We start from the raw sequence: 13,911 nt of genomic DNA on the forward strand, positions 1-13,911 counted from the left end.
GGTATCGTTGTTAGTTTATGGATTTTCAAGAGTTTAAGTTACAGGTAAAAAAGGTATCGGTAGGTAAGCAACTTCCTGATGCCGTATATTTCCATCGAGATGCGATTGCATCAATCCCACTAGTGTTACAAAAGTTCATTCCGGCTGTCGCCAAAGCCGTTAACCTACCAGATGAACAATGGAACCTTGTAAAGCTATTTAAGAACGAGTTCCGCCTATCGCTTTTATATTACCCAGACTTTTACAGTGACTCATACCCAGCGTTGGAGCAAAGTCTCAACGTTGATCTCGCTAAACTTAGCCATAAAGTGACCTGCTACCGAACTTCTGACAACCCACCAATATTACATCGCAAAGAAACGATGCTACCTGAAGACAATGAGTATGTTGGACTTTTTCGCAATATAACCGAGGAAGGTGAGCGAGCGGGACTCTATGAAAACACTCGCACAATAGGATTCAAGCGTTCTTGGTTAAACTTGATCGCTAAAAAAGGGTATGAGCTCATTGATGGACGCTTACATCCTGCTACTACAACGGACGATAGTCTGGACGAAATAGGAATAGACCGGCATCGTACAGCAATTGTAAGGCATGAGTTATCGGCACCGATGAAGCTTTTGGCTAAGTCGGGATTTCTTGATGGACGTTATTCCATCTTCGATTATGGATGTGGACGAGGCGATGACCTTAGGGAGCTAGAAGCTCATGGACTTGATGCTCTTGGCTGGGACCCTAACTTTCAGCCTGATAATGAAAAAGTGCGTTCAGACGTTGTCAATCTCGGTTTTGTCCTTAACGTTATTGAAGACCGCGACGAACGGCTAGAAGCACTGCTTAGAGCTTGGGATTTAGCGGACAAAGTACTTGTGGTCTCGGTGATGCTTGCAAATGAGAGTTATATATCGCAGTTCAAGCCATACAAAGATGGAGTGATAACCTCTCGTAACACCTTTCAGAAATATTATGCTCAATCTGAAATCAAAGCATATGTTGAACACTCATTGCAGGAAGATGCAATCGCAGCAGGGCCGGGAATATTCTATGTGTTTAAGGATAAACTAGAAGAGCAGAGCTATCTTCAAAATAAATACAAAAGGTCTCATGCTTGGCAGCAGCTTACTTCTCCCGCACCTATTGAAGCTAAAGATAAAGCAAAACTCGTGATTTCGCAGAATTCCGAGTTGTTCGAGGGTTTCTGGAATAGATGCTTGGACCTTGGGCGGCTTCCTGCAAATGATGAGTTCTCTCGCAGTGAAGAGGTTCGTTCACTTGTCGGTTCTCATAAAAAGACGTTCAGTCTATTAAGTGAAATGTACGACACAAAAATGTTTGAAGCTGCAGAGAAAGAACGAAAAGAAGATCTACTTTTATTCTTTTCTATGGGGTTGTTTGAAAAACGTAAGCCGTACACCCAACAACCAGAAACATTAAAGCGGGATATAAAAGCACTGTTTAGTGACTATAACGCGGCATTATCCTTAGCTACAGAGTTGTTGTTTACCATTGCAGATACAGAGTTAATTGAACAACAGAGTGCGAAAGCAGGTAAGCAGTTACCTGCGTCAATTTTTAATGAAGGGCATTCTTTAATTTTCCACAAATCTTACATTAACGAGCTGCCTTTGTTACTTCGAGTTTATGTTGGGTCTGCTCTACAGATGTATGGTGAGATTGATGACAACGTTGATTTAATTAAGGTACATACTACGTCGGGAAAGCTGAGCTTGATGTGTTATGACGATTTCTCTAGTAGTGTTCCTAAACTAGTGGAACGTATCAAAATTAAGATGGCGGATCAGGATATTGACTTTTTTGATTATATAGATGAGGGCAGACAGCCGCCTTTGCTGAATAAGCACCTGTTGATGAGTGAAAGTGAAGAGTCTTACAGTAAGCAGCTTAGCTTTGATAAACGATTAGCTAAGCTTTGCGGTATAGTCTTCGACAGGGAAGTTATTATACATAGGGCTACTTTTGACCAAATTTTGAAGGACAACAATAAGAAACTATCAGGGTATCGTATTCTAGAGAGATAGATACAAACGATGCCTAGGTACTTTGAAGCCTGAGGCTAGAATTTTCTTATGTAAATTTAATAATAGTAGGCACTATAGTTTAGTAACGTGGCTTTCAACGAGTTTTAGGTGCTTTCATGTTGCTTCTCTCAATAATCTTCATTGCGATACTTGGATGTTTAGCCCAAACCACCGGGCTTTGCATGGTGCGTGGAGTCAAAGAGATGCTAGCAGGGAAGCCAATATTTTTGGTTTCGATACTGTTCAGTGGAACCTTTGTCTGGGGAGCACTACTAGTATCAAGCGCGTTCGGCCATCCCATTAATATGCCTTCCTATTACCCTACATACATAACGGCGTTGGGTGGCTTAATCTTTGGATTAGGGGCTGCATTTAACAGCGGATGTGGTGTCTCTACTATCAGTAGGCTTGCCAGAGGACAACTGGTGATGCTCGCCACCATTTTGGGGTGGCTGGTTTCTTGGTTTGCTTTTTCTAACTTGTTTAGTGGTAGTGCTGGTGAGTCCTATGAAGTCACGAAATTTCAGCAGTTGGTGTTTTTAGGTCTAGTCTCAATACCGCTCATAATTATTGCAGTAAGAAGTGAACAAGCGACTAAAAAGCTCTGGTTCTCTATGCTGACGATTGGGTTTATGGGAGGACTGGTATTTATCTATGAGCCTCACTGGACACCCAGTGGCTTATTCAAATCTATGGGATTGTCGTTCTGGGATGCCGACAATGCGCAGTGGCCAAGAATAGAGCGCTTCATGCTATTCGCTGCCTTGGTACTAGCTATGATTGTTACTGCACTGGTCACCAAATCATTTCAGCTCGAAATGGTTCGATTAGTGTCGTTATTTAAGCATTTTGCAGCTGGCTTGTTTATGGGAGTGGGCGCTGTATTAGCTGGTGGAGGTAACGACACACAATTGCTTGTCGCATTGCCTGCGCTTTCTTTAGCTGGTTTCGTTGCTATCGGCTTTATTGTTCTGGGGATTGTTGTAGGAGTAAAGGTGCAGAAATGGTTTGCTTAGTCGCTATTCATCTTCCTCAGCGTCATTGATTCTTTTTCCACAGCCGAGACAAATAGGTTCTAGGTCAGTTGGCATCATGATAATTAAACCACAATGTGGACACAGGTCGCCTTGGGTTAGCATCAGCATTTCTCTCCTATAAATAAACGGTATGTCGTATTTTATAATAATAGAGCCAAGCAATCTAGGGCTGCGCCTGAAGAATACTTTGCTCAATTACTGGTGCAAAAGAGCGTTAGATATTGACCTAAAACGTAAACCCAACCAAAAAACTCAACGTCGTCCTCTCAAACCCTGATTTAACCGTCTCACCTTCGACCTCAATCGTATCAATACCCGCTAAGTTTGCGTGCACATTAAGTGAAATGCGCTCGCTGATGTGGTAGCCAAGACCGACGAAAGGTTGGTATTTGCTTTCGTTGATGTCATAGACCACGGCGGAATCGCCAGAGGAATTGTATGCGTCTTCGTTAAGGTTGATGCTGGTTTTGCTGATGCCCAGTTTTACGGTTAACCCGTCGAGCATGTTTTCTTTAAATCGATAGCCAGTGTAAAGCGAGTAGGCTTGGGATGACTTCTTCTGGGTGAATGTTGCGTCAGCGACATCCGGGAGTGAGCCGCCTTGGGTTTGGGTTTCATCGGTTGAGCCGAGGTTGGCTTGTCCGCCGATGATGAAGTTGTCATAGACCAAGGCTTCGATGCCGCCGGTAAAGCCTTTGTTGTTGTCGACACCAACAAGAAACTGAACATTGCTTGCGTGAGCGGTCGCGGTCATAAGGAGCGATAGTGCAAAAGTTGTACGAAGAAGGGACACTAGAATTCCTTTTGAGTGTATTGAACTGTTTATAGGCTAGAACGGCAAATACTTCGTTGCAATACAAAAAAGTGAGTTTTGTACGGTATCGCATAGAACAAAGCCAAATTGTTCAGATTACAGGCGATATCACTTGAAAATGAGTGGGTTAGATGATGGCTTTTGGCGATTGTCTGTAGGCGCTCATTAACTGCTGATGTCTTGATTGTTCCTAAACCCTTTTGGCGAGTGGCCACTCCATTTTTTGAATGCGTGTCGAAAGTTGGCACTATCAGAAAAGCCGACACGATCGGAAATCTCTTCAATCGTAATCTGCGTGTTCAGAAGATAGTGCCTTGCTAGGCGATAACGGACATCATCAAGCAGTTGTTGGTAGCTGGTACCTTCGTTCTTTAGGTGGCGGCGCAGTGTGCGCGATGACATGCCGAGCTCTGACGAGAGCGCTTCAATGGATGGATAGTTGCCAAGTCGTTCGACAAACAACTGAGTGATCTTCTCATTGAGGCTGGTGGAGCCCTGAACCGTCGCGAGCAGCTCATCACATGACTTAAGGCACATTTGCAGTGTCATGGTGTTGGCGGCTGGGAGTGGGTCATAGAGTGTCGTGGCGTCAAACTGCCATTCAAGGTAATCGGCATTGAACTCAACAGGGCAGTGGAATATCTCTTTGTAGAGGTCGCTGTGTTCTGGCTCTGGGTAAGGAAACCGGATCAGCTTGGATGAGAACGGTTGCTGCATCACTTCTTCACAGAGGTTTTGAATTGCAGTAAACCAGTATTCGCAAAAGAAGGGCAGTAAGTCTCTGAGGTCGACGAGCTGCTCTGCTCGAAAATACCCCAAGTTGTTTTCAACCCACATCTGCTTTTTTAAAACAGGTCCCGCTAGCCGTAAGTATTTAAAGCCCATCATTAGGGCATCTAACATGGTGTTGCTGCTAAACACCGCGTAACCCAATACGCCGAAGTCGCTAAATCTTGCTTGTTGACCCACCTTTAAACCGAGACCGGGTTCATGAACGTGGGAGAGGGCGTTGCTGAAAATCGCCATCTTTTGCGCCATCGTCACCTTAGTGTCGGGTTGGTAGAGTTGGTCGGCGGTCAGTGGGGTACCTTCAAACAAGGATTCGCACGGCATTTTACCCTCAAGGTATCGAGTCATAAGCTGAAGATCTAAAATCCCACACGCTTGTAAATCGGGCTCGTAGACGGCCGTGTACTGCATTGCTGATTCTCCCGTTCTGAACTGACCTAGTTTCAATAAGTTAGCGTCAACATAGCTCAAAATCGGACACGTCATGTCTGACGAATGTCCGAATATCACCGTTTTTTGTCTCTATGCAACCTGTGATTGATGTTATCAGAATGTTGTAATTGAGCAAAATGGCATGCGGGAAAAATAAATGAGCGAAATGATTGATTGGTCAAAAAGTAACTTGGTTGAATGTGATGCTCCAGAGTTGAGTGAATTATCGACGTGGTTTTCCGAGCTTAAACAGGCATATCAACAAGAGACAAACCCAAGTCTTGCGATAAGAAAGCAGCGTTTACAAGCTCTGAAAACGCAACTGACTCGCTATCAAGATGTGTTGGCAGAGGCAATGAGTGACGATTTTGGCGGACGCAGCCATACAGAATCCATCATGGCGGATGTGTTAGCGCCGGTTCTCGACATCAAACACGTACTAAGCCACCTTAAAGGCTGGATGAAATCGCAGCGTCGCCCGACGGAATGGCTCTTCAAGGGTAACAAGCTAGAGGTCCGTTATCAGCCTAAAGGCGTGGTTGGCATTATCTGCCCTTGGAACTTCCCACTCTACCTATCCCTCGGTCCTATGATCACCGCTTTGGCGGCGGGTAATCGATGCATGATCAAGATGCCTCCAAACTGCCCGGCAACTACTAAGGTGCTGAAACGCATGTTGGCAGAGGTCTACCCAACGGATCTGGTTCGAATCGTCGATGGTACTCATCCTGAGGCCATGGAGATCTCGCACCTTCCTTTCGATCATCTGGTTTTCACTGGCTCACCAGCCAGTGGAAAACTCATCATGGCCAATGCGGCTGCGAATCTAACGCCGGTCACGCTTGAGCTCGGCGGTAAATCTCCGGTTATTGTGTTTGATGATTACGATATTCAAACAGTAGCGAGCCGCATTGCTCATGGCAAAGGCTTTAACTCTGGGCAGATCTGTATTGCGCCTGATTACGCGTTTGTTCCCGAGTCTAAAGTGACCGAGTTTGTTGAGGCGTTAAAGCAGAGCCATGTCGCGATGTATGGTGACATCAAGGGAAATGCTGACTACACCTCGCTAGTGGATGAGGCTCAGCATCAAAGATTCAATGAACTGCTCGAAGACGCCAAGCTAAAAGGCGCAACCATCACTCAATGTTTACCGGATGGTGAAGGGCGCAAAACACCGCTTTATGTGGCGACCAATCTAACGCCCAACATGCGTATTTGTCAGGAAGAGATATTTGGTCCGCTACTGCCTGTCCATGGCTATCGAGACATCGATGATGTGATTGAGTACATCACGGAGCGCCCAAGACCGCTCGCTTGCTACCTGTTTAGTCACGATAAAGCGTTGCGTGAGCATGTGTTAGAGCAGACTCATAGCGGCGGTGTCACTATCAATGATTGGGGCTGGCATGTGCTTAACCACTCGGTGCCGTTTGGCGGCGTGGGTAACTCGGGTATCGGTAACTATCATGGCGAAGAGGGCTTTCGAGAGCTAAGTCATGCCCGCTCAGTATTGCAGATGCGCGGCTGGTTCCCGATTCAACTGTTCTCTCCCCCTTACGGCACCTGGGTTCAGAAGCTGGTCGTACGCGTCTTTGTCGGCAAGCCAGATCCGAGTCTGAACAAACGCAGTTAGCGACAGCTCAGTTTTATCCAATAACACATTCAAACCTTCGTCTTACAAGAATCTTCGAGACGCCAGCGAGGGCTGGCGTCGTACACCCCAAAAGGAGACCTAAGATGCACAACCTCGCCGTTAATCTAGAGCGAAGTGCTGCGCTTTTCCCTACCAAAGCCGCACTTAAAATGGGCACCGATGACGTGAGTTATCAGCAGTTGGACGACTACGCGAACATTGTGGCTCACCACTTAGTAAAACTTGGCTTAGTACCGGGTGATAAAGTGGCGCTATCGTGCCCCAATATGACCTATTTCCCCATTGCGTATTACGGCATTTTGAAAGCTGGATGCGTGGTGGTTCCACTCAACACCTTATTCAAGAGTCGAGAAACTGCTTATCACTTGAATGACTCTGATGCCAAAGCGTATTTCTGTTTTGAAGCGCCGCAAACCAGTGCCGAGGAGCAGTATGGAAGCATTGGCTTTGCTCAGGCACCGCACTGTGAGCACTTTATTTCCATGCTGGCATCAACCAATGCTGAGCATGCACTCGAGACCTGGCTTGAGGCATCACCGCAGCCTTTTGAATCCGTCGCAAGGCAAGGCGATGACACCGCCGTTATTCTCTATACCTCTGGTACCACAGGGCAACCCAAGGGGGCAGAGCTTTCTCATACCAATATGCTGACCAATGCCATGGCGTCACAGTATTTGATGCGTCTTGAGTACAGCGACACCACGATGTTGACCCTACCTTTATTCCACAGTTTTGGTCAAACCGTGATGATGAACGCCAGCGTGTTAACCGGCTCGACTATGGTGCTGATCCCGCGCTTTGAGCCCAAGTTCGTCATCGAGCAGATCATCTCGCATAAGGTGAGTGTCTTTGCTGGGGTGCCAACCATGTACATTGCACTGCTTACCGCTGGCGAGCAGTCACCAGAGCAATCTGAGCAGGTCAAACACAGCTTGAGGCTTGGTGTTTCGGGTGGCGCGTCTATGCCAGTGGAAGTGATTCGCCAGTTTGAATCACGATTTGAACTGCCTGTTTTGGAAGGCTATGGATTGTCGGAAACCGCACCTGTCGCCACCTTTAATCATATCGATGGCGATAGGCTGCCGGGCAGTGTTGGACAGCCTTTGTGTGGTCATATGATCAAGATAACCGATGTGCAGGGCAACACGTTGGGTTGCGGTGAGCTAGGAGAGGTTTGCATTAAGAGTCCAAGTGTCATGAAGGGCTACTATGGACGCGCTGAAGCAACTGTGGAGTCGATTCGAGACGGTTGGTTTTTAACGGGTGATATTGGACGTTTGGATGAGCACGGTAATTTGTTCATTGTCGATCGCGTCAATGACATGATCATTCGCGGCGGCTACAACGTCTATCCGCGAGAAATCGAAGAGGTGCTGATGTGTCATCCCGATGTCGAGATGGTTGCGGTGGTCGGGGAGCATGATGAAAGGCTAGGGGAAGAGATACACGCGCATGTGGTGCTCCATGAGACCTCAAGCTGCGATGGGAAAACTCTGGTCGCATGGTGTAAAAGCCAACTAGCAGACTACAAATATCCGCGTCGCGTATTCATTCGCCCATCGCTTCCGATGACAGCAACAGGCAAGATCCTCAAGCGAGAGTTGCATCCTCTGGATATCGTCAAAACCGTTGCAGAGGAGATCAGCAATGGATCGCTATGATTTTATTATTGTTGGTGGCGGCTCTGCTGGGTGTGTGCTTGCCTCACGTCTATCCGAAGACCCGTCTGTTTCAGTCTGCTTACTAGAGGCGGGTGGCAAAGACTCAAGCCCGTTTATTCACACGCCTGTTGGCTGTGTGGTCATGATGCCAACCAAGATAAACAACTGGGGTTTTGAGACCGTACCTCAGCCTGGATTGAATGGTCGTAAGGGCTATCAACCGCGAGGCAAAACACTTGGTGGCTCGAGTTCAATCAATGCCATGATGTATGCGCGTGGGCACCGTTACGATTATGACCTTTGGGCGTCATTAGGAAACAGCGGCTGGGACTATGAGCAATGTCTACCTTATTTTAAAAAGGCTGAGAACAACGAAGTCTTTAACGACGAGTATCACGGTCAAGGTGGGCCGCTCAATGTAGCGAACCTGCGCTCACCTAGTGAAATGGTCGAGCGCTATCTCGAAGCTTGCGAATCTATTGGCGTACCGAGAAACCCTGATGTGAATGGAGCAGAGCAACTTGGTGCGATGCAAACGCAAGTCACGCAGAGAAATGGCGAGCGATGCAGCGCAGCAAAGGCTTACCTGACGCCGAATCTTCACCGACCTAACCTAACCGTGCTGACCAAAGCGACCACCCACAAGGTTTTGTTTGAGGGCAAGCGTGCAGTGGGCGTTGAGTATGGATTAAAAGATCAGCGCTTTCAGATTTTCTGCGATCGAGAAGTGATTTTAAGTGCGGGCGCATTTGGTTCGCCGCAGATCCTGAAGCTTTCTGGCGTGGGCGCGAAAGCAGAACTCGATGAGCACGGTATTGAGCAGGTACACGAGCTACCGGGCGTTGGGGAGAACCTGCAAGACCACATCGATTTGGTGCACAGCTATAAATGCACCGCGAAGCGAGATACGTTTGGGGTTTCGCTGCAGATGGCAGCAGAAATGTCCAAAGCATTGCCGAAATGGCTCAGACAGCGTGAAGGCAAGCTGAGTAGTAACTTTGCTGAGGGCATCGGTTTTTTATGCTCAGATGAAAGCGTGTCGGTACCCGATTTAGAGTTTGTGTTTGTGGTGGCGGTTGTGGACGATCACGCTCGAAAAATCCATGCCAGCCATGGTTTTAGCTCCCATGTCACCTTGCTAAGACCCAAAAGTACTGGGACGGTGAAGCTCAATAGCGCTGACCCGTATGATGCACCTCAGATTGATCCCGCTTTCTTTAAAGACCCTGACGATATGGCGGTCATGATTAAAGGATGGAAAAAGCAATATCTAATGCTCAACAGCGCAGCGTTTGATGAGGTTCGCGGGGATTGCTTTTATCCTGTCGACCCAAATGACGATGAGGCGATAGAGCAAGATATTCGCAATCGCGCTGATACCCAGTACCACCCAATTGGCACCTGTAAAATGGGCACTGAGCAAGACCCATTAGCTGTGGTGGACAATGAACTATCGGTCTATGGACTAGAAAACCTAAGAGTGGTCGATGCGTCGGTGATGCCAACCTTGGTCGGGGGTAATACCAATGCGCCAACGATTATGATTGCAGAGAAGGTAGCGGATGTGATCAAGAAAGCGTATGCGGATGCTCGCGAGAAGAGAGCGGTTCACGTATAGCCACTGAAGATATGCTGAATTCCTACAACCACAAGCTAAAACACCAACCGCAATGGTTGGTGTTTTCAAGCTTAATGGCTAGGCGAGTTGGCTAGCTATATCAGGCGACGTGACCTAGAAGATTAGTGACCGGCGAACTTAACGCGGATCTTGCTGCCACCAAACATGGTTAGGTTTAGCTCTTTAATTGCTACCTTTGCTTCTTCTGCTTCTGGCATTGTTACAAACGCGAAGCCCTTAGACTTTCCTGTCTCTTTGTCTAGTACTAGTGTGCATTCGGTAACTCGACCGTACTCACGGAACTGAAGACGTACATCGTGCTCTGTGGTTTCGCGAGATAGGTTGCGTACTAAGATTTGCATAATTGACCATCTGTAATCAAGGGTGAATAACGGGCGGATTGTCGCAGGTTATGCCTTTGAAACCAAGTGATTCCTGCCCGTTTCTTCGATTTTCTTACCTTATTTACATAACTTCAACTCTTATGTGTCAAAGCTAAGGTGTGATGTCACTGAAGCTCACCGCCTGAACCTTGCCATTATTTAGCGATGTGGTCTTGTTCACTTTACCTTGGTAATAGTATGGCGTGAAGCTTGGTTGTGACTCATCGTTAACCGCGTAATAAAGGGTCACTGGATTGTGATTGAGTGAGCCGGATGCCAACGTGCCAATGAGCGCGTGTTCAAATTGGTGATAGCCATTCCCCCAATGGAACGCTTTAGTCGACTTAGGGTTTAGACCCACACCGCCATACTTATGGTCAACCCACACATCCATAAAGCCTATGGTGGTATAACCAAGTGGCTCTTTGACTTTACCTGCATCCATAGAGAGCGTCATAGCCGCTTGGTCAAGCTCCGCCCACTCCCATGAAGAGGCGCCACCACTGTTAGGTCTGCTTTGCCATGTTGGGATGGTGGTTCCTTTTAACGCTTCTTGCTGCTCTTTGGGGAAGTAATCGGCGACATATTCAAATGGCATGTTGTACTGGGCTCTTTCTAGCGTCACTTCCATACCTTGCTTCGCGAAGGTTTCCCATTCCGGTTTATCGAGTAGCTGAGCGGTGAGGTAGGTCATCCAGTACGCTTTAATCGTATGACCGAAGTCATTATGTTTGGCGTTAGGCTGCATCACTGCTTTGTGGTGTATGGCTCCGTAGAATCTCTGCTCGTCATCAGAGTGGTAATCATTGACCAAGACTTGCGTTAGCCACTCGAGGTCCGCAAGCCACTTGGTTTTGTGAGGCTCAGGAAGTAGGGGAGCCACAAGGAGCATATAGCCATTGATTTGATCAAGCTGTGCGACGAGTTCGTGTTGCTTGGCGCTTTGCTCATCACCATCTTCCAATACCCAGGCTAAGCCGACGTCGTTGTTGAGTTTGTATTTATCAAAGATGAATGCTTGCTGCTCGATGAGTGCTTTTTCTACCTTAGGATCGCGGGTTAGGTAGTAGTACATTGCAAGACCCACAAGGGCGTAAGCTTGGTCTTGAGAGGTGCGTTGCGTCCACTTTAGACCCGGCTTATCGTCTTCGGTAAACGAGATAAACCCACCGTTCTCGGTGTCTTGAAGCTGGTCGATGAGGTAGTAAGCCCCGTCTTTGGCAAGTTCGAGTGCTTTAACATTGCCGGTAAGGTGAAATAGAACGCCATAAGCGTAGGTCTGGCGTGATTTCATGCGCGTGTATTCGCGTCCAAAGTGAGGGGTGATCCAGCCGTGTTGCAGCTCTGGACAGACATTGGATACGTCTAATAGCTCTCCGTTATCGCAGCGAAAGGTTGGAAAGTTGCCAACGGGCACACCTTGCGCTGCTTCATGCATCCAGTAGGGAGCGAGACCTTGCTTTGCGTGTGTGAGCCACGCTTGTGTGCTCGGAAAGGTATCTTCTGGCGTCACGGGCGCTTTCTGAGATGCGATAGCACTATAGGAGGCGGCGATAGAGATCGCTAAGATAGAGGTACGAAGAGAATAAGACAACATGACGTATCCTTGTTTTTTATAAGTGTTTGAATTGCAGAAACTATAGCGCCATGAGACCTATACAAACTGTTGTACAGTTCAAGAGTTTGAGAATGAAAAAGCCAAGCTGGGGGCGCTTGGCTTGGAGGTCACGCTTTATCAAGCGCGGGTTTGGGGAGGCGGTTTTGTTTGCTGGTGGTGACATCTTTGATTTTGAGTATCAGGATGATTGACGCAAGTATCAGAGTAATCGCATTGGCAATGATGATAGGCAAGTCGACAACCAGCAGACCATAGATTAACCAAAGGGCGACCCCGGTGACAAAGATGGAATACATGGCGAGTGATATCGATTGTGTATCACGGGTTTTAAGAATGTGCAGCACTTGTGGAACAAAGGAACACGTTGTGCACAGCGCTGCGATGTAGCCGAGTGTGGTAATACTCAACATGGATGTTGCTCCGTAAAATGCCCTGAATAAACAGGGCATTGTCTTAGCCTATTTAGAGCGAAGCGTATTACTTCATTTCAACCCAATACTCTTTGTTCGCTTCAATCAGGTCATCCAAAATCGCTTTCGCAACGGTCGCGCTTGGAATGGTTGCTGATAGAGTCAGTGCTTGCCAAAGTTTTTGGTAAGAGCCTTCTACGTGTGCTTCCACGACAAGCTTCTCAACCGATACTTGTTGGTTCATCATGCCTTTTTGGAACTCAGGGATCGCGCCGATTTGCAGTGGTTTCGCACCTGTGTTGTCAACGATACATGGGATTTCTACCATGGCTGTTGGGTCGAAGTTACTGATAGCGCCGTTGTTTGGAACGATAAGCAGCATGCGCTCTTTGGTGTTGAAGGCGATAGCAGTGGCTAGGTCAACAATGTAAGAGGCGTGCTCTTCCACTTCGATAGTGGTATCCACGGCTGTACCTGCTGCGATAATGCGGTGACACTCGGTGAATACTTCTTTCTCACGACCTTCCATGACTTCGTTCGCGCGGGTGAACTCTTTGTTTGAGTGCTCAACCACATAGTCTGGGTACATGTAGTACTTAAGATACGTGTTTGGAATGGTTTCTGGGTCGAGTGCGTATACATCGCGAACCTTGATAAAGGTTTCCTTCCAAGACTCATCAGTATGCTGAGCACCATTCATCGCGCTTGGTGGTAGGTAGCCGTTCTCTTTGATGTACTCTTTGATGCGTGGCATGAGGTCTTCACCCGTCTTCGCATCTTTGAACTCTTTCCACCAACCGAAGTGGTTTAGGCCGTAGTACATAATGTCGAACTGTTTGCGGTCGTCGTAACCAAGGATCTCAGCGATGCGAGTCTCGATGCCGATTGGCATGTCACAGATGTTTAGTACTTTAGAGTTTGGACGCATCACACGGCACGCTTCAGCAACGATAGCTGCAGGGTTCGAGTAGTTCAGCATCCATGCGTTTGGAGAGTATTTCTCCATGTAGTCGATCATCTCTATCACAGCAGGGATTGAGCGCAAGCCGTAAGCCACACCACCCGCGCCACAGGTTTCTTGACCAACACAGCCATGGCGTAGAGGGATTTTCTCGTCTTGCTCACGCATAGCATAAAGACCTGCGCGAATGTGTGCCATACAGAAGTCGATGTCAGTGAACGCTTCTTCTGGATCAGTGGTGTAAGAGAACTCGATATGAGGAGCGCGTTCTTTCAGTAAGATTCTGCATGCCTCAGCGATGGTTTCTTGGCGCTGAGCAAAGTTGTCATAGAATTTCAGCTTGCGGATTGGAAAACGCTCTTGGTTTTCAAGCAGCATCATTACGATACCTGGAGTGAAAGTTGAGCCGCCGCCTGCGATAACTACTGAGAATTCTTGTTTCATGATATGCCTCACTTGGACTAGGGCGGCAAACTTTCCGCCCTTTATTATTAA

General features: G+C 47.5%; 12 protein-coding genes. 5 read left to right on the forward strand and 7 right to left on the reverse strand.

Annotated elements, in window-relative coordinates; all coding sequences use genetic code 11:
- Window positions 1–17: 17 nt before the first annotated feature.
- The gene (locus tag J4N45_RS13340; protein WP_252011802.1) at window positions 18–2,039 is read left to right on the forward strand and encodes a DNA phosphorothioation-associated putative methyltransferase; all 2,022 of its coding nucleotides are present in this window, start codon (window positions 18–20) and stop codon (window positions 2,037–2,039) included.
- Between the two features lie 116 nt (window positions 2,040–2,155).
- Window positions 2,156–3,055 carry a YeeE/YedE thiosulfate transporter family protein gene (locus J4N45_RS13345; RefSeq protein ID WP_252011803.1) on the forward strand — a complete coding sequence of 300 codons (900 nt, stop codon included), beginning with the start codon at window positions 2,156–2,158 and terminating at the stop codon, window positions 3,053–3,055.
- Window positions 3,056–3,058: 3 nt separating this feature from the next.
- Here J4N45_RS13345 and J4N45_RS27220 read toward each other — a convergent pair whose 3' ends face one another.
- From J4N45_RS27220 to J4N45_RS13355, 3 genes are all read right to left on the reverse strand, one after another.
- Complete coding sequence (locus J4N45_RS27220; protein ID WP_286036907.1) at window positions 3,059–3,184, reverse strand: hypothetical protein; 126 nt, start codon at window positions 3,182–3,184, stop codon at window positions 3,059–3,061.
- Window positions 3,185–3,302: 118 nt separating this feature from the next.
- On the reverse strand, window positions 3,303–3,869 hold the full coding sequence (locus J4N45_RS13350; protein WP_252011804.1) for an outer membrane beta-barrel protein: 567 nt from the start codon (window positions 3,867–3,869) through the stop codon (window positions 3,303–3,305).
- Between the two features lie 186 nt (window positions 3,870–4,055).
- Complete coding sequence (locus tag J4N45_RS13355; RefSeq protein ID WP_252014693.1) at window positions 4,056–5,090, reverse strand: AraC family transcriptional regulator; 1,035 nt, start codon at window positions 5,088–5,090, stop codon at window positions 4,056–4,058.
- Window positions 5,091–5,268: 178 nt separating this feature from the next.
- Here J4N45_RS13355 and J4N45_RS13360 point away from each other — a divergent pair, with 178 nt between their 5' ends.
- From J4N45_RS13360 to J4N45_RS13370, 3 genes are all read left to right on the forward strand, one after another.
- On the forward strand, window positions 5,269–6,744 hold the full coding sequence (locus J4N45_RS13360; protein ID WP_252011805.1) for a coniferyl aldehyde dehydrogenase: 1,476 nt from the start codon (window positions 5,269–5,271) through the stop codon (window positions 6,742–6,744).
- 104 nt (window positions 6,745–6,848) lie between these two features.
- Window positions 6,849–8,426, forward strand: a complete 1,578-nt coding sequence (locus J4N45_RS13365) for a long-chain-fatty-acid--CoA ligase (RefSeq protein WP_252011806.1) — start codon at window positions 6,849–6,851, stop codon at window positions 8,424–8,426.
- On the forward strand, window positions 8,413–10,044 hold the full coding sequence (locus tag J4N45_RS13370; RefSeq protein ID WP_252011807.1) for a GMC family oxidoreductase: 1,632 nt from the start codon (window positions 8,413–8,415) through the stop codon (window positions 10,042–10,044). The genes J4N45_RS13365 and J4N45_RS13370 overlap by 14 nt, the downstream gene beginning before the upstream one ends.
- A gap of 122 nt (window positions 10,045–10,166) precedes the next feature.
- Here J4N45_RS13370 and J4N45_RS13375 read toward each other — a convergent pair whose 3' ends face one another.
- From J4N45_RS13375 to J4N45_RS13390, 4 genes are all read right to left on the reverse strand, one after another.
- Entirely contained in the window at window positions 10,167–10,406 is a 240-nt protein-coding gene (locus J4N45_RS13375; RefSeq protein WP_252011809.1) for an RNA recognition motif domain-containing protein, read from the reverse strand.
- Between the two features lie 133 nt (window positions 10,407–10,539).
- Window positions 10,540–12,024 (reverse strand): AGE family epimerase/isomerase, encoded by a 1,485-nt coding sequence (locus tag J4N45_RS13380; protein WP_503055301.1) that lies wholly within the window; start codon window positions 12,022–12,024, stop codon window positions 10,540–10,542.
- A 128-nt stretch (window positions 12,025–12,152) separates the two neighbouring features.
- Window positions 12,153–12,455 (reverse strand): SemiSWEET transporter, encoded by a 303-nt coding sequence (locus J4N45_RS13385; protein ID WP_252011811.1) that lies wholly within the window; start codon window positions 12,453–12,455, stop codon window positions 12,153–12,155.
- 67 nt (window positions 12,456–12,522) lie between these two features.
- Window positions 12,523–13,860, reverse strand: coding sequence for a 6-phospho-alpha-glucosidase (locus J4N45_RS13390; RefSeq protein WP_042472166.1), 1,338 nt, complete (start codon window positions 13,858–13,860; stop codon window positions 12,523–12,525).
- Window positions 13,861–13,911 lie beyond the last annotated feature (51 nt).

The sequence above is a fragment of the Vibrio sp. SCSIO 43140 genome, from assembly GCF_023716585.1.
Taxonomy (GTDB): Bacteria; Pseudomonadota; Gammaproteobacteria; order Enterobacterales; family Vibrionaceae; genus Vibrio; species Vibrio maritimus_B.

Excerpts from the sequence above, each read along its gene's own strand:
- J4N45_RS13340 (WP_252011802.1), top strand. The coding sequence starts at position 18 with ATGGATTTTCAAGAGTTTAAGTTACAGGTAAAAAAGGTATCGGTAGGT.
- J4N45_RS13345 (WP_252011803.1), top strand. The coding sequence starts at position 2,156 with ATGTTGCTTCTCTCAATAATCTTCATTGCGATACTTGGATGTTTAGCC.
- J4N45_RS27220 (WP_286036907.1), bottom strand. The coding sequence starts at position 3,184 with ATGCTGATGCTAACCCAAGGCGACCTGTGTCCACATTGTGGTTTAATT.
- J4N45_RS13355 (WP_252014693.1), bottom strand. The coding sequence starts at position 5,090 with ATGCAGTACACGGCCGTCTACGAGCCCGATTTACAAGCGTGTGGGATT.
- J4N45_RS13360 (WP_252011805.1), top strand. The coding sequence starts at position 5,269 with ATGAGCGAAATGATTGATTGGTCAAAAAGTAACTTGGTTGAATGTGAT.
- J4N45_RS13365 (WP_252011806.1), top strand. The coding sequence starts at position 6,849 with ATGCACAACCTCGCCGTTAATCTAGAGCGAAGTGCTGCGCTTTTCCCT.
- J4N45_RS13370 (WP_252011807.1), top strand. The coding sequence starts at position 8,413 with ATGGATCGCTATGATTTTATTATTGTTGGTGGCGGCTCTGCTGGGTGT.
- J4N45_RS13375 (WP_252011809.1), bottom strand. The coding sequence starts at position 10,406 with ATGCAAATCTTAGTACGCAACCTATCTCGCGAAACCACAGAGCACGAT.
- J4N45_RS13380 (WP_503055301.1), bottom strand. The coding sequence starts at position 12,024 with ATGTTGTCTTATTCTCTTCGTACCTCTATCTTAGCGATCTCTATCGCC.
- J4N45_RS13385 (WP_252011811.1), bottom strand. The coding sequence starts at position 12,455 with ATGTTGAGTATTACCACACTCGGCTACATCGCAGCGCTGTGCACAACG.
- J4N45_RS13390 (WP_042472166.1), bottom strand. The coding sequence starts at position 13,860 with ATGAAACAAGAATTCTCAGTAGTTATCGCAGGCGGCGGCTCAACTTTC.